General features: G+C 67.6%; 12 protein-coding genes. 8 read left to right on the plus strand and 4 right to left on the minus strand.

What is annotated here, in order from left to right; all coding sequences use genetic code 11:
* Positions 1-24: 24 nt before the first annotated feature.
* The 3 genes from ACE5CZ_RS00680 to ACE5CZ_RS00690 form a co-directional block, all read right to left on the minus strand.
* Entirely contained in the window at positions 25-2151 is a 2127-nt protein-coding gene (locus ACE5CZ_RS00680) for a S9 family peptidase (protein WP_374945426.1), read from the minus strand.
* Complete coding sequence (locus ACE5CZ_RS00685) at positions 2148-3572, minus strand: phosphotransferase (protein ID WP_374945427.1); 1425 nt, start codon at positions 3570-3572, stop codon at positions 2148-2150. Before ACE5CZ_RS00685 ends, ACE5CZ_RS00680 begins: the two co-directional genes overlap by 4 nt.
* A 67-nt stretch (positions 3573-3639) precedes the next feature.
* Positions 3640-4506, minus strand: coding sequence for an alpha/beta hydrolase (locus ACE5CZ_RS00690; RefSeq protein ID WP_374945428.1), 867 nt, complete (start codon positions 4504-4506; stop codon positions 3640-3642).
* A gap of 186 nt (positions 4507-4692) precedes the next feature.
* Here ACE5CZ_RS00690 and ACE5CZ_RS00695 point away from each other — a divergent pair, with 186 nt between their 5' ends.
* From ACE5CZ_RS00695 to ACE5CZ_RS00730, 8 genes are all read left to right on the plus strand, one after another.
* Positions 4693-5886, plus strand: a complete 1194-nt coding sequence (locus ACE5CZ_RS00695) for an anion permease (RefSeq protein WP_374945429.1) — start codon at positions 4693-4695, stop codon at positions 5884-5886.
* On the plus strand, positions 5883-6179 hold the full coding sequence (locus ACE5CZ_RS00700; RefSeq protein WP_374945430.1) for a hypothetical protein: 297 nt from the start codon (positions 5883-5885) through the stop codon (positions 6177-6179). Before ACE5CZ_RS00695 ends, ACE5CZ_RS00700 begins: the two co-directional genes overlap by 4 nt.
* A gap of 25 nt (positions 6180-6204) precedes the next feature.
* A complete protein-coding gene (locus ACE5CZ_RS00705) occupies positions 6205-7599 on the plus strand; it encodes an aldehyde dehydrogenase family protein (RefSeq protein WP_374945431.1) in 1395 nt (464 codons plus the stop codon).
* A gap of 55 nt (positions 7600-7654) precedes the next feature.
* The gene (locus ACE5CZ_RS00710) at positions 7655-9205 is read left to right on the plus strand and encodes an aspartate ammonia-lyase (protein WP_374945432.1); all 1551 of its coding nucleotides are present in this window, start codon (positions 7655-7657) and stop codon (positions 9203-9205) included.
* A gap of 78 nt (positions 9206-9283) precedes the next feature.
* Complete coding sequence (locus ACE5CZ_RS00715; protein ID WP_374945433.1) at positions 9284-10711, plus strand: FAD-binding oxidoreductase; 1428 nt, start codon at positions 9284-9286, stop codon at positions 10709-10711.
* Positions 10712-10778: 67 nt separating this feature from the next.
* On the plus strand, positions 10779-12083 hold the full coding sequence (locus ACE5CZ_RS00720; RefSeq protein WP_374945434.1) for a PrsW family intramembrane metalloprotease: 1305 nt from the start codon (positions 10779-10781) through the stop codon (positions 12081-12083).
* A gap of 36 nt (positions 12084-12119) precedes the next feature.
* Positions 12120-14411: a HelD family protein gene (locus ACE5CZ_RS00725; protein ID WP_374945435.1), complete on the plus strand. Its 2292-nt coding sequence runs from the start codon at positions 12120-12122 to the stop codon at positions 14409-14411.
* A gap of 67 nt (positions 14412-14478) precedes the next feature.
* Complete coding sequence (locus tag ACE5CZ_RS00730) at positions 14479-14850, plus strand: FKBP-type peptidyl-prolyl cis-trans isomerase (protein WP_374945436.1); 372 nt, start codon at positions 14479-14481, stop codon at positions 14848-14850.
* Positions 14851-14930: 80 nt separating this feature from the next.
* Here ACE5CZ_RS00730 and ACE5CZ_RS00735 read toward each other — a convergent pair whose 3' ends face one another.
* Positions 14931-16274: an MFS transporter gene (locus tag ACE5CZ_RS00735; protein ID WP_374945437.1), complete on the minus strand. Its 1344-nt coding sequence runs from the start codon at positions 16272-16274 to the stop codon at positions 14931-14933.
* Positions 16275-16364: the final 90 nt, after the last annotated feature.

Consider the following 16364-nt stretch of genomic DNA (forward strand, 5'->3'; position numbering starts at 1 on the left):
ACGGCGCGCAGATTCGGCGGTATTTCAGAGGGCTTCCGCAGCCCCGAGTCCGAGTCGATCGAGTACCCAGGCGTAGACCTCGGCGAGTTCCTTCCACCGTTCGTACCGTCCACTCACGCCTCCGTGTCCGGCAGTCATCTCGGTGATGAGGAGCACGGGCGCGCCCGCCTGGCGGAGCCGCGCGATCCACTTCGCCGGCTCGACATACAGCACCCGTGTGTCGTTGAGGCTCGTCACCGCGAGGATCGGCGGATATCGGATGTCGTCGCGCACGTTTTCGTAGGGCGAGTACGACTTCATGTAGGCGTAGACCTGTGCGTCGTGCAGGGGATCGCCCCATTCGTCCCACTCGATGACGGTGAGCGGCAGCTCAGGATCGAGGATCGAGGTGAGCGCGTCGACGAAGGGAACCTGGGCGAGGATTCCTGCGAAGCGGTCGGGAGCGATGTTCGCAACGGCACCCATCAGCAATCCGCCCGCGCTCGCGCCTTGCGCCACCATGAGATCGGGGCTCGATCGGCCGAGGCGGATCAGTTCGTCGGCCGCGGCGACGAAGTCGGTGAAGGTGTTCTTCTTGGTGAGCATCTTTCCCTGTTCGTACCAGTGCCGGCCCAGCTCGCCGCCCCCGCGCACGTGGGCGATGGCGAACACGACTCCTCGGTCGAGCAATGAGAGCCGGGCGACAGAGAAGCCGGGATCGATGCTCGCCTCGTAGGAGCCGTAGCCGTACAGCAGCGTCGGCCGCGGCATCCGAGGCTCATCGAGACGTCGGCTGACGAGCGAGATCGGGATGCGCGTGCCGTCGTCGGCGCGCGCCCAGACGCGTTCCTGCTCGTAGTCGAGCGGGTCGTAGTCGCCCTGCACACGCTGACACTTGAGCTGAGTCATCGTGCCGTCGAGAACGGAGAAGTCATAGACCGTCGACGGAGTGACGAAAGAGGTATAGCCGAGTCGCACGGTCTGCTGCGTCCACTCGGGGTTTTCGCCGGTAGCGACCTGAAAGAGCGTCTCGTCGAACGGGATCTCGTCGATGGGACCGAACGGTTCATCTCCGTCGACGAGCCGGATGACGGCGACTCGCGTGAGTCCGTCGCGCCGGTACTCGAGCGTGAGGTGACCCGCGAACGCGTCGACCTCTTCGATGCGGCGCCCCGTGCTCGCAGCCACCACCGTGCGCCAAGCGCTCTCGTCGCGGGGCCGGTCGGCGGCAACATCGACCACCTCGAAGTCCTCCGCGCCGTCGTTGTGAACGACGAGCAGGCGGTCCTCACCCGACACCACAGCGTGTTCGACCTGGTATTCGACGCCCTCGCGCCGCGGCCACACGACCCGGAATTCGCCGTACGCGTCATGGCCGTCGAGGATGCGCACCTCGCTGGTGATCTTCGATGCGATGTCGAGCACGAGGAATCGGCCGCTGCGGGTGAGTCCGACGCCGACCCAGAACCGCTCGTCGGGTTCTCTGAACACCGCTTCGTCGCGGGAGGCGTCCGTGCCGACGGCATGGCGCCAGATCGTATCGGGGCGCCAGGCGTCGTCGACGGTCGGGTAGAAGACGACGCTCGCGTCGGGGGAGAAGGTGGCACCCGGCGACGTGTTCGGCACGACGTCGGTGCGGTTCGTCGCCGTCTCGAGGTCGCGGATGTAGAGCGTGTACCGCTCGTCACCGGTGGTGTCGACCGAGTAGGCGAGCAGCCGGCCATCTGTCGAGACGTCGAAGCTTCCCAGCGAGTAGAAGTCCGTTCCCTCGGCCTCGACGTTGTCGTCGAGCAGCACCTCTTCGCGCTCGTCGCCCGGCGCCACCTCGGGCGGCGTCCAGTCATCGTCGCCCGAGACGGGGATCCTGCAGTGGATTCCGTACTGCCGGCCCTCGGCCGTGCGCGAGTAGTACCAGTACCGACCGTGGCGAACGGGAACCGACAGGTCGGTCTCGAGCGTGCGCGCTTTGATCTCCCTGAAGACGTTCTCCCTCAGGCCCGCCAGGTGCTCGGTCGAGGCGCGCGTGAATGCATTCTCCGCGTCGAGGTAGGCCCGCACCGCGGGGTCGTCTTTCTCGCGGAGCCACTCATAGTCATCGATGACGGTATCCCCGTGGTGGGTGCGCGCGACAGGGCGACGCTCCGCACGGGGAGCGTCGGGAACCGGTGTCATGCCAGGGCAACCAGTCTGGAGATCGCGGTCACGGGGATCGGCAACCAGGCCGGTCGGTTTCGTGCCTCGTAGATGGATTCGTAGAGCGCCTTGTCGATCTCGAACGCGTCGAGCAGAACCCGGAAGCGTTCGATGTCGACGCCCGCCCGCTCGGAATATCCTTCGAGGAATGCCGTGCGGGATGCTCGCGCCCACTCATCGGCCGATTCCCCGGCATGCGACTGTTCGAACGAACCGGCGACGTAGTCGAATGACCTCAGCATGCCGGCGACGTCGCGCAGGGTGAGATCTGGCTGCGAACGCTCCGCCAGTGGCCTGAGGGGCTCGCCCTCGAAGTCGAGCAGCACCCAGCCGCGGTCGGGCACGGCGACGACCTGGCCGAGGTGGTAGTCGCCATGAATGCGCTGGAGCCTCGGCCATTCGGCCGATTCGGCGCCGGCGATGATGGAGTCGACGGCCCGGGCGTAGGCGCCGAGTTCCGGCACTTCGGCGACGGCCGCGCCCAGGCGGCGACGCATCCGTAAGGCGACGCCCGCTCTCTCGTCGGGCGTCGCCGCCACCGTCGGCATGATGTCGGCGAGCACGGCGTGCACCTCGGCCGTGGCCGCGCCCAGACTTCGGGCGCGGTCGCTGAAGTCGTCGCCGTTCTCGACTGCGTCGAGTGCCACGCGCCACGCATCCCGCACGCCGGGCAGGAAACGTTGGGCGAACGCGAGGTGACCGGTCTCGACGGGGGAGTTCGGCGACGCCTCCGTGCGCCAGGCGCCCGAGACGTATCCCACGGAGGGCGGCACGAGCGTGCATCCGGCCTCGGCCAGCGCCGACTGCACGACGATGTCAGGATTCTCGCCGTGGTGAAGCGTGCGGAAGACCTTGCAGATGACGGGCGCCGACGGCTCGCCCGAGGCATCCACCGTGTCGATGATGATCGACGTGTTGGACTGCTCGCCGCGAAGCACTTGCGAGTGCGCGAAAAGCGACTGCGACGCCGTGGGGTGGCGATGGCCCGTGGCTCCGGCGCCCCACGACGATGCGCTGTCGGCACTGGACCCGCCGCCGAGGATGAATGCGAAGAGCGCTGCGCCGTATTGCTGATCGTGCGGCGCGTCGTACACCCAGAGCGTGCTCGGCGCGTCGTCGACCGTGCCGTCGACGGTGCCGACCAGGGTCGCGTCGGCCGCGTCGGCCTTCGGCGTCGCGCGATAGGCCAGCGGCACCTGGTAGAGCGTGGATGCCCCGCCGGACGTATCGCGAAGCAGGTGCGTCACGAAGACGGTGCCGTCGGGAGCCGACGGAAGAAGCCACTCGCCGACGAAACTCAGGTCTGGACTCGAGCCCGCGCTCTGGTACCAGCGTTGGCGGGCCATCCACTCGGGGAGGGTGTTCGGACGGCGATCAGGACGGACTGCACCAGCGATCATTCCATGACCATACCCCGGCGACGGCGTCACCCGCGGAGGCTTGCCCCGCGCGACGAGCCGTGGCGACTCAGTCGAGCGAAACGATGAGCCTCTCGATGATGCTGCGGGCCCTGTCGCCCGATGAACCGGGTGTCATGACGAACACATGGTCTGCCCCGGCGAAGCTGGTCAGATCGAAATCGAGCCCCGAAGCCCGTGCCCGCGCCTCCAGCACGAGTGCGTCGGGATAGAGGATGTCGTTCGTACCGGCGAGGACGGTCGTGGGCGCGAGCCCGATGAGCGACCCGTTGATCGGGCTCAGGCGGTACGCGGCAGGATCGTCGCCGTGCGCCCAGGCGAGTCCGTTCGCGATCAGCGCGTCACGATCGAGCAGCACGTCGGTTCTGTCGACGGCGGCGATCGACGGGTTGGTCAGACTGAGGTCGAGCCACGGAGACAGCAGCACGATTCGATCGGGCTGGGGAACGTTCTGCTCGACGAGGCTCTGCGCGAAGCCCAGCGCGAAACCGCCGCCGGCGGAGCCACCCATCAGCACGATGGGGGAATCGGGATGCGATTCTCGGAGCTCGAGGTAGACATCCAGGAGCTGTGCGTACGCGACCCGATAACCGTGCTCGGGGGCGAGGGCGTAGATCGGCATGGTGACCGTGGCATTCGCGCTGCGCAGGATTCGTTCGAAGAACGAAGCGTGCAGCGCCGAGGCCTCGTGCACGTACGACCCGCCGTGGATGAAGAGCACCTGCACGTCGGAGGCCCGGGTCGCGCTCGAGAAGACCTCCGACGTGATGCTCCCCGTGAGAATCTGCGTGGGAGGTTCGGCGGAGACGACAGCGACCCGATCGCCCGCGTTGGCGCCGGACAACGTCGATTGGCACGCCCCCAGCACAAGAGGAATGAGCAGCATTCCGCACGCAGTGGCGAGAAGGCGGCGCATCGGCAATTCGGTCCATCTGCTCGGGACCCGCCGGAGAAGTTGACCCTGCGGAGCGAAGAATGCGATTATCTAGATGCCCGTGAACAGGGCAACCCTAGACACCCTAATAGTGTGTGAACTCATCGCGGCGATTCGCGGTGCGATTCGCCTGCGCGAACGAGTGTGCACCTCTAGAGAGAGTCGCTGGTGGATCTCACACTCATTGTCGTCCTGGTCATCGTTCTGGCCCTCTTCTTCGACTTCACGAACGGATTTCACGACACCGCCAATGCGATGGCGACCCCGATCGCCACGGGGGCGCTCAAGCCCCGAATGGCTGTCGGCCTCGCCGCGGTGCTGAATCTCGTCGGCGCCTTCCTCAGCACAGAGGTCGCGCGTACCATCTCCGGCGGGCTCATCAGGGAGGGAGACGGCGGAATCCAGATAACTCCGGAGATGATCTTCGCCGGGCTGATCGGTGCGGTCTGCTGGAACATGGTGACCTGGCTGTTCGGTCTGCCGTCGAGTTCGTCGCATGCGCTGTTCGGCGGACTCATCGGTGCGGCGCTCGTCGGGGCCGGCATCGGCGCGGTCGACTTCACCGTTCTGGTATCGAAGGTCGTGCTCCCGGCGCTCGTGGCACCCGTCGTCGCCGGCGTCGTCGCCTATGCCGCCACGCGACTCGCCTACGCGATCACGCGCGATCCCGCGACGGGGCGGGGACTCGGCAGGGGCAACTTCAGGTATGCGCAGATCTTCTCGTCGTCGCTCGTCGCACTCGCCCACGGCACGAACGACGCGCAGAAGACGATGGGCGTCATCACCCTCACGCTGATTGCGACCGGCTCCCAGGCGGTCGGCACCGGTCCCGCGTTCTGGGTCATCGCGGCCTGTGCCCTGGCCATCGCCCTCGGCACCTATACAGGAGGCTGGCGAATCATCAAGACGATGGGCACCGGTCTCACCGACATCAAGCCCGCGCAGGGCTTCGCCGCCGAGACCTCGACCGCCGCGACGATCCTGGCGTCGAGCCACCTCGGCTTCGCGCTCTCGACCACGCAGGTCGCGTCGGGCTCGGTGATCGGATCCGGCCTGGGACGCAAGGGCTCCTCGGTGCGCTGGCGCACCGCGGGCCGCATCGGCGTGGGCTGGCTGCTGACGCTTCCCGCTGCCGCCGCTGTCGGTGCCGCCGCCGCACTCCTTGCCACCGTCGGGCCGGTGGGAATCATCATCGACGCCGTCCTCGGCCTGGGCGTCATCGTGGCCATCTTCGTGATCTCATCGCGCGACCAGGTCACGAGCGGCACGGTCGTGAGCGAGGTCGATGCGGCGGTCGGTGCCATCCGCACGCCGAAGGCCACCCGAAGGAACCGCAAGAAGAAGAGGCAGGCCGCCGAATGATCGACTGGGCAGCATTCGCCATCGTGGCCGCGGCCGCACTCGTGTCGGCATCGCTCGTCGTCAGCCTGTTCGCGTTCGGGCTGCGGCTGTTGAACGTGGGTCGGGGAGTCGACGCCGATGACGCGCCGGGCATGATCGAGACCACTCCGTCCGGTTCCACGCCGGTCGTCACCGCCCAGCCGGAGGGGCGACCTCGCTGGGCGAGCGTCGCTGCCATCGTCTGCTTCGCGCTGTGCAGCATCGCGGTGCTGGTCGGCATCTACCTGATCGTGCCGTTCTTCCACGCGTCCTGACGCCGGTGGCGCTAGTGTCGGGGCCATGCACTCCACCACGGCCATTCCCGAGCTCGTCTCAGCGGTTCGCGCACGCTTCGATTCAGGGCGCACTCGCTCGCTCGGCTGGCGCCTGCAGCAGCTGGCGGGGCTTCGCGATTTCCTCATCGAGCGCGGTCCCGAACTCGAGCGGGCACTGCGTGACGACCTGGCGAAGAGCCCCAGCGAATCGCAGTTGACCGAGATCGGTGTGGTTCTCGCCGAAGTCACACACACGATCTCGAGCCTGAAGGGGTGGCTTCGCCCGCGCAGGGTCGCCGTTCCCCTCGCCCTGGCGCCTGCGTCGGCGTCCGTCATGCTCGAGCCGCTGGGGGTGGTGCTCATCATCTCTCCGTGGAACTACCCCGTGCAGCTGCTCCTCGCGCCGCTGGTCGGTGCCCTCGCGGCCGGCAATGCGGTCGTGCTCAAACCGAGTGAGCTCGCACCGGCGACATCCGCCGTCTTCGCACGCCTTCTTCCGCGCTATCTCGACGAGAGCGCTGTCGTCGTTCTCGAGGGCGCGGTCGACGAGACGACAGAGCTGCTCGCCCAGCGCTTCGACCACATCTTCTACACCGGCAACTCCCGGGTTGCACGGATTGTGGCCGCAGCCGCGGCGAAGAACCTCACGCCCGTGACGCTGGAGCTCGGCGGCAAGTCGCCCGCGTACGTCGACGACTCGGTCGATATCGACGCGGCCGCGAAACGCATCGCCTGGGGCAAGTTTCTGAACGCCGGGCAGACGTGCGTCGCGCCCGACTACGTGCTGGCGACGCCGGATGTCGCGAGCCGGCTCGTCGAGGCCCTGCGAGCGGCGATCGCGACGCTCTATGGTTCGGATGCGCGGCAGACGACAGACTACGGGCGCATCGTGTCCGACGCCCAGTTCGAGCGGCTGCGCGGTCTCATCGGCGCGGAGAAGCCCGCCATCGGGGGCGAAACCGACGCGTCGGAGCGCTATATCGAGCCCACGGTGCTCGTCGGCGTCGGCCGCGACGACGACGTGATGAAGCAGGAGATTTTCGGTCCGATCCTGCCCATCGTCACTGTGGCCGGGTTGGATGATGCTCTCTCCTACATCCGGACGGGAGACAAACCGCTTGCCCTCTATGTCTTCACCGATGACGAAGACGCCCGACGGAGATTCCTGACCGAGACCTCGTCGGGTGCCGTCGGCTTCGGCGTCACAGTGGCCCACCTCAGCGTTCCCGGCCTGCCGTTCGGAGGCGTCGGCGAGAGCGGAACGGGCAGTTACCACGGCAGGCGCAGCGTCGAGACGTTCAGCCATGAGAAAGCCGTGCTGTCGAAGCCGTTGGCGCCCGACACCCTCAGGCTCATCTACCCGCCCTACACGCCGAGGCGCAGCTCCTTCATCCGAGGCATCCTTCGCCGGCTGAGTTAGGCTTGTTCGCTTGGGGGCCACGAACCTCCTCTCACGCAATGGAGCTGATATTCACATGGAGAATGCCTCGACGACCGCACCGACAACGGCTGCGGAGAGACTCGCAGCACAGACCTCGGCAGAGACCGCGGCCAACCCCTCGAAGGCCACTCGGTTCCGCACCGAGACCGACTCCCTGGGAAGTATCGAGATCCCGTTCGACGCCTACTGGGGCGTGCACACGGCCCGGGCGCTCGAGAACTTTCCCATCAGCCGTCGCCCGATCTCGGTCTACCCCGATCTGATCGACGCGCTGGTCATCGTCAAGCAGGCGGCGGCACGGGCGAACGTCGAGATCGGCGTGTTGTCGGCCGAGAAGGGCGCTCTGATCGACGCCGCGTGCGAGGCGATCCGCCAGGGGGAGTACCACGACCAGTTCGTGGTGGGCGTCATCCAGGGCGGTGCCGGAACGTCGACGAACATGACCACGAACGAGGTGATCGCCAACGTCGCCCTGCAGCTCGCGGGCGAGGAGAAGGGCCGCTACGACCTTCTGCATCCGCTCGACGACGTGAACCGCAGCCAGAGCACGAATGACACCTATCCCACGGCCGTCAAGCTCGCCCTCTGCTTCTCGCTCAAGCGCCTGCTCGTCGAGCACGCGCTGATGCGGGATGCCTTCGGCGCGAAGGGCAGGGAGTTCCAGGGCGTGCTCAAGGTCGGTCGCACCCAGCTGCAGGATGCCGTGCCGATGACGCTCGGCCAGGAGTTCCACGGCTTCGCGACGACCCTGACCGAAGACTACGACCGCATGGAGGAGACGGTTACGCTGCTGTGGGAGATCAACCTCGGAGCCACGGCCATCGGCACCGGCATCACCGCCGACCCGCGCTACGCCGAGTCGGTGCGTGCCCACCTCAGTGCGCTCACCGGCTACGAGCACATCACCGCGCTCGACCTCATCGAGGCGACGAGCGACGCGGGCGTGTTCATGCAGCTCTCGGGCATCCTCAAGCGCAGCGCCATCAAGCTGTCGAAGATCTGCAACGACCTCCGACTTCTCTCGAGCGGCCCGCAGGCGGGTTTCGGCGAGATCAACCTGCCGGCCAGGCAGGCGGGCTCGAGCATCATGCCGGGCAAGGTGAATCCCGTCATCCCCGAGGTCGTCAACCAGATCGCCTTCTCGGTCGCGGGTGCCGACCTCACGGTCACGATGGCGGCCGAAGGAGGGCAGCTGCAGCTGAACGCGTTCGAGCCGGTGATCGCGCACTCCCTGCTGCAGAGCCTCGCCTGGATGAGGCAGGGTTGCCGCACTCTGCGCATCAACTGCATCGACGGCATCACGGCGAACCACGATCGGCTCGATGCCATGGTCGCCTCGTCGGTGGGCGTGGTCACCGCGCTCACGCCCTACATCGGCTATGCCGCGGCATCCTCATTGGCGCACACCGCGCTGCTCACCCAGCGCAACATCGCCGATCTCGTCGTCGAGGCGGGGCTGATGCAGCGGGAGAGGGTTGTGAAGCTGCTCTCGCCCGCCCGCCTCAGCGGGCTCGAACCCGTCACCGACGTGCTGCAGGTGATTTCTGAGGCAGGGTCCGACGAATCCGGGCCCGAACCCCGCTGACCGTCGACCGCGTTCTCGTGCGGCACGTCAGTGCCGATGCCGATGCCGACGCGACGCGGCGTCGCCTAACATGGCGCTATGTTCTCCGCCGAGTCCCCATCGCCGCGTCAGATCATCGAACTGCTCGCCGCCGAGCTGGGAGATGCGCTGTCGACGGATCCGATGCTCCTCGAGTGCGTGCGCACAGACAAATCCGGATGGGTGGCGCCCGGAAGACCCCTCGCGGTCGTTCTCGCCCGCAACACGGATGACGTGCAGGCCGCTCTGCGCATCGCGTCGCGATTCGGGATTCCGGTCGTGCCGAGGGGCGCCGGAACCGGACTGGCGGGGGGAGGCGTCGGCACGCACGGCGCTCTCGTCATCTCGACAGAGCGGATGAACTCGGTGCTCGAGCTCGAGCTCGCCGACGAGTTGGCCGTGGTGCAGGCCGGCGTCATCAACCAGCACCTCAGCGACCTGGTGGCACCCTACGGGCTCGTGTTCTCTCCCGACCCGGCATCCAAGGCCATCTCGACGATAGGCGGCAACATCGCCACGAACGCCGGCGGCCTGCTCTGCGCGAAATACGGGGTCACGAGGGAGGCTGTCCTCGGTCTTCTCGTCGTGCTGCCCGACGGGTCGCTGCTTCGCACGGGCCATCGCAGCGTCAAAGGCGTCACGGGCTACGACCTCACGGCCCTGTTCACGGGATCCGAGGGGACGCTCGGCGTCATCGTCGAGGCGACCGTGCGTCTTCGGCCCATCCCACCCGGCGATATCGTCACCCTCGGCGCCTTCTTCGGGGACATCGGCGCTGCTGCCGCCGCATCGGCCGCGGTCACTGCGGCGCGCATCCGACCCGCCGTCATGGAGCTGATGGATCACGCGTCGCTCGTCGCGATCGACGAGTATTCGGGCACCGGGCTGTCGACGGGCGGCTCGGCCTACCTGCTGGTACAGACGGATGCGCGGGGCGCGGCAGAGGACGCCGCGGCCATTTCCGAGATCCTCGTTCGGGCGGGCGGCGATGTGCGGCTGGCGCGCGACGGAGAGCAAGGGGAGGCACTCCTCGCGGTGCGCCGCAACTTCCATCCGGCCCTCGCCTCTCGTGGCGAGGTGCTCATCGAAGACGTCTGCGTACCACGATCGCGCCTGGCCGAGATGTTCGCGGTCATCGACGAGATCTCTCGGAAGCACGGCATCTCGATCCCCACGGTGGCCCACGCCGGCGACGGCAATCTGCACCCCAACTTCGTGCTGCCGCCGCGAGCGCCGAAGCCGGCCGATGCGTCGGAGGTCGAAACGGGCGATGAGCAGTGGGTGCCCGCATCCGTCTGGGCCGCGGCCGACGAACTCTTCGTGGCGGCCATCGCTCTGGGCGGAACCCTGACGGGCGAGCACGGCGTGGGAGTGCTGAAGAAACGGTGGCTCGAGACCGAGCTCGGAACCCAGGGCCTCGCCCTCCAGCGCGGCATCAAGGCGGTCTTCGATCCGCGGTCGATCATGAATCCCGGAGTCGTGTTGTAAGACACATCCTCGCTCACGCCAGCGCTGTGCCGCTAGGCTCGGTGGCCTGTCATCGATGAGGAGTATCGTGTCCCAGCCTTACCAGCCCGGCTACTACCCGCAGCAGTGGTCACCCGCTTTCGCACCGGCTCCGCAGCAAGCGATGAACCCGGTCTACGCCGAACAGGCCGTCTGGACGGCACCGACGCCACCGGCGCCGAAATCCACGGGCCTCGTCTTGTCGATCATCGGCATCAGCGTGCTCGGATTCGTCTTCCTCGCCGTGATCGTGTACCTGCTCATCGGGCTCGGGCCGTTCGCCCTCTTCGTATGTGCCCTCGTGGCGCTCATCCCGCTCGCCGTCGTCATCCTGACGATCACCTGGATCGACCGTTGGGAGCCGGAACCGCGCGGCGCGCTCTGGTTCGCTTTCCTCTGGGGCGCGGCCGCCTCCGTCGCCATCGCGCTGCTCGTGGGCCTCGGCGTGCAGCTCGCCGTCTACTACGCCACCGAGGGGCAGGGTGGCGTCGGCGACTTCTTCTCGGCGGTCATCCAGGCGCCGCTCGTCGAAGAGGGCGCAAAGGGGCTGGGTGTGCTCATTCTCTTCCTGGTGCTGCGCCGCCATTTCGACGGGCCGATCGATGGCCTCGTCTACGGCGCCACGGTCGCAGCCGGATTCGCATTCACCGAGAACATCCTCTACTTCGGATCGTCGCTGATCGAGTCCGGGGGCGTCGGCCTCGGTTTCACGTTTCTTCTGCGTGGCATCATGTCGCCGTTCGCCCACGTGATGTTCACCGCGTGCACAGGGGTCGCGCTCGGTTTCGCGTCGCAGAAGAAGGGATGGCTCCCCGGCATCGGCTTCTTCTTCCTCGGTCTGGTTCCCGCCGGTCTGCTGCACGCCCTGTGGAACGGTTCGTCGTTCGTCGTCGAAGGCCTCGGCGGATTCTTCCTCGCCTACGCGATCGTGCAGGTGCCGTTGTTCGCACTCGCCATCGTCGCCGTCGTCTTTTTGCGCACGCGCGAGGCCGCCCTCACCCGGGTTCGCCTCGACGAATACGCTGCCGCCGGGTGGTTCACGCCCGAGGAGGTGACCATGCTGTCGACCGGCGCGGGTCGGCGGCAGGCCCGCTCGTGGGCTGCGGCGCAGGGCGGCGACAAGGGGCGCGTCATGCGCCGGTTCACCCAGGATTCGACGCGCCTGGCTTTCGCTCGACAGCGCGTCGTCACCGGCCGTGACGGCATCGGCGGGCGCCGCGATGAGGCGGAACTGCTGCAGGCCGTCACCGCCGATCGTTCGGTTCTGCTGGCCACCGGGCCGCAGGCGCCGGCCCTCTCGGCACAGGAGCAGTATCCGCAGCAGCACACACAGCAGGGCCCACCCGTCATCTGAGTGCGGCAGCACCGCGCCTTGACCCGCGTAAACTAGATGGCCGCTGTCAAGGAGTGTCAATTCGTGGTTTCAACCGAGCTCGCCCAGGAACGCCGCTATGTCGAGGAGCTGTACGCGCGGCTCGACGCGCTGAGGGCGGAGGCCCGATCCGCCCTCGAGAAAGTGCGTCGCGAGAACGTGGGCGGCAACCACCAGAGCAGGTCGGAGCGGGATGCGTATGCGCGGCTCTACGAGGACCGCATCGCCCAGCTCGACGAGGTCGATGACCGCCTGGCGTTCGGAAGGCTCGAGCTTGTCGACGTCGACGATTCCGACGACGATTCGCCCCTCCGGTACATCGGCCGCATCGGCCTGCGTGACGAGCAGTTGAAGCCCATCCTCCTCGACTGGCGGGTTCCGCAGGCCGCCGCGTTCTACCAGGCGACGGCGGCCACGCCGCTGGGCGCACGGGCGCGGCGCCACCTCATCACCGAGGGCAGAACGGTCACCCGCATCGACGACGAGATCTTCGACGCCGAGCTGCTCGTCGAGCAGGCGGACTCACTGCAGGGAGAAGCGGCGCTGCTCGCGGCACTCACCAGCCAGCGCACGGGCCGCATGTCCGACATCGTCGCCACGATCCAGGCAGAGCAAGACCGCATCATCAGGTCCGAACTCGGGGGAGTCCTCGTCGTGCAGGGAGGACCGGGCACGGGCAAGACCGCCGTCGCGCTGCACCGGGCCGCCTACCTGCTGTACTCGCATCGCGAGCGACTCGCGTCATCCGGCGTGTTGATCGTGGGGCCGTCACGCGCGTTCCTGCAGTACATCGAGGCGGTTCTGCCGAGTCTCGGCGAGACGGGCGTGGTGGTCTCGAGCGTCGGCGGCCTGTATCCGGGCCTCGAGGCGGCGCACGACGACGCCCCGGAGACTGCCCGGGTCAAGGGCGCGTCGGAGATGGCCGCCGTGATCAAACGTGCCGTGCGATCCCGGCAGCGGGTGCCCGTCGAGGCGATCGACCTCGACGTCAACGGCGAACGGCTCACGCTCGAGCCCGGTCTCATCTCGTCGGCCATGCAGCGGGCGTGGGAGAGCCGCAAACCGCATAACGAGGCGCGCGTGGTCTTCGTCAAGAGCGCCCTGAACCAGCTGAGCAGACTGTTGGCCGACCAGTTGCGCTCGCACGGCAACACCGTCGACGACGCAGACCAGGCGGTGCTCCGCGAAGATCTTCGCACCTCGCACGACGTGATCGTGGCGCTCAACACGGCCTGGCTTCCGCTGACGCCCGAGCGGCTGCTTCAAGACCTCTTCGCGCGGCCGCAGTGGCTGGCGTCGCTCACCCCGTCGTGGTCGGACGCGAGGCGTGCCCTGCTGCGACGCGATCGCGATGCGCCGTTCACGATCTCCGACGTGCCCCTGCTCGACGAGGCCGCCGAGCTGCTCGGCGAGTACAACGCCCAGAATGCGGCCGTGAAGCGCGAAGAGAAGCTGCAGAAGAAGCGCGACATCGAGAACGCCGAGAACGCGATCCGCAACATGCAGGTCGAGGGGCTCGTGCACGCCGAGGACCTCGCGGCAGGATTCGCGGAGCGCAGCGTTCGGGGCACGACCGCCGAGCAGGCGGCCGCCGACAGAACGTGGACCTACGGCCACATCGTGGTCGACGAGGCCCAGGAGCTGTCGGCAATGCAGTGGCGCGTGCTCGCTCGTCGCTGCCCGCTGCGGTCGTTCACTGTCGTGGGCGACATGGCCCAGGCGAGTGCGGCGGCCAGCGCCCGCAGCTGGCAGGATGCCGTGCAGCCGCTCGTGGGTTCGTCGCCGCTCGGCGAGAGATGGCGGCTCGAGGAACTCACCGTCAACTACCGCACCCCGGCGCAGATCGCCGCAGAGGCCGAGGCGATGGCAGAGCAGAACCAGCTGCCCATCACGCGAGCGACGGCGGTCCGGTCAAGCGAGTGGCCGGTCAGCACGACTACGGTCGAGCTTCGGCCGTCCGGTCGTCGGGTCGACCCGTCTGCCCTCGGCGACGCGGTGATCGCCGCGATCGAAGATGATCGGGACATCGACGCGCGGGGCACACTCGCCGTCATCGCCCCCGAGACGACGGTGGATGCGTTGTACTCGGCTCTAGCCGAATCGTTCGGCCGCGACATCGGTCTCGGAGCGCAGGGGCTGAACCGTGCGATCGCCGTGCTGACAGCGCAGGACGCGAAGGGATTGGAGTTCGACGCGGTCGTCGTCGTCGACCCCGACGGCATCCTCGCCGAGTCGAGCCGCGGGGCATCCGGTCTCTACGTGGCCATGACGCGCCCCACTCAGCGCCTGCATCTCGTGCGACCCGTCTGACACCTCGCGATTACCCCCTGAGAGAACGGTTTTGACCGGTGCACCCCGGGCGCGGTTGGATGGAGTCATGACCGAAAACATGAACGCCAAACCCGAGATCGATTTCTCCGAGGGGCCCGCTCCCACCGAACTCGTCATCGAGGACATCGTCGTCGGCGACGGTGCAGAAGCCACGCCCGGTGCAACCGTCGAGGTGCACTATTTGGGCGTCGAGTACGAGACCGGCGAAGAGTTCGACTCCTCGTGGGGCCGCGGCGAGACCATCAGCTTTCCCCTGAACGGCCTCATCGCGGGCTGGCAGGAGGGCATACCCGGGATGAAGGCGGGCGGGCGTCGCAAGCTGACCATTCCGCCCCACCTGGCCTACGGACCCGCCGGCGGACACTTTCTCGGCGGCAAGACACTCGTCTTCGTCATCGACCTGGTCAGCGTGCCGTAACGATCCATTCGTTCTACGAGTCAGGCGAGGCGAGGAGGCAGTCCTGCTCCTCGCCTCGCCGTTCTCATGACACCGGATGGCTACGGCGTGGGCGCGAGCGCATCGTACTCGCGCAACGAGCGGTGCAGGCGCACGGCGGCGAGCGAGAAGAGCACCACGATGACCCCGCCCAAGAGCGGCGGCAGCCAGAGCAGCGCGGTCGCGGCGGCGAGGCCGACATAGGCATCGCCGAGGCGAGGCCCGCCCGTCACCACCACGGTGAACACCCCTTGGACGCGTCCGCGCATCACGTCGGGAACGGCCGACTGCAACATGGTCTGACGGAAGATCGCGCTGACATTGTCGGCGGCCCCCGCGCCGGCGAGGGCGATGCTCGCGAGGGCCAGGGCGGGCAGGTTCGCGTCGTCGAAAGCCGACGTGATGCCCTCGGCTGGTCCGCGGTCCATCACGAGGAGTACGACACCGAACGCTGCGATGAACGCCCCGTAGACGGCCACGGCGCGTCCGATCGCGCGTCCCTGCAGGCGAACGTGCCCCAGCCGGCCCGAGAACACCGACGAGAGCAGCGCGCCGACGGCGAAGGCCGCCGAGAGGATGCCCACCGTGATTGCTCCGCCGCCGATCAGCAGGGCACCGACGGCCGGGAACACGACCCGCGGCATCCCGAAGGTCATCGCCACGATGTCGATGAGAAAAGACATGCGGATGTTCGGCGCGCGCCTCAGGAACGCGAGGCCCTCCCAAACCGCGGCGAAGCCGGCTCTCCGACGTCCGCCCTCGGGAATGATGCGGGGCAGCGTGATCACTCCGGTGAATGCGGCGACGAAGAGAACGACGTCGACCGTGTAGGTCCACTGAAATCCGACAGTGGCCACGAGCACGCCGGCCAGCGCTGGGCCCACGGTGACCTGCACGCCGAAGCTGATGCCCCCGAGCGCAGACGCCGCCGGCAGCAGCTCGGGTGCGAGCAGGCGCGGCACGATGGCCGAACGGGTGGCACCGATGACCGTGGTGGCGACGGCCGTCACGGTCGTGAGGGCATAGAACATCCACAACTCGTCGATGTGGTTCCAGGCGAGAAGCGCGAGCCCTACCGTCGACCCCCAGGCCAAGAACTCGGCCACGAGCACAACGCGCCGACGGTCGAAGCTGTCGGCGAGGACGCCTCCGTACACCCCGGCGACGATCATGGGAACGAGCGCGAACACGCCCACGAGGGAGACCGCCGTCGTCGACCCGGTGATGTCGTAGATGTGCAGGCCGACGGCGATGATCGTCATCTGCCCGCCGATGCCGGCGATCAGCCCCCCGAGCCACAGCCGAAAGAACGCCGGGCTGCGGCGGAACGGGCTGAGGTCGACGAAATGGGTTCGGCGGGTCTGCGCTTCTGAAGAGGAGGGTGCTTCTGACGGGGGCTTGGTCACTGCTGCTGTAATCCGATCATCGGGGAAGAATTCCATTGTGCACGATGAGCCGCGTCGCCTCGGTGCGATCTGTTAGAGTTGCAAGGTTGC

This window comes from Agreia sp. (assembly GCF_964263775.1).
In the GTDB taxonomy this organism is placed as follows: domain Bacteria; phylum Actinomycetota; class Actinomycetes; order Actinomycetales; family Microbacteriaceae; genus Agreia.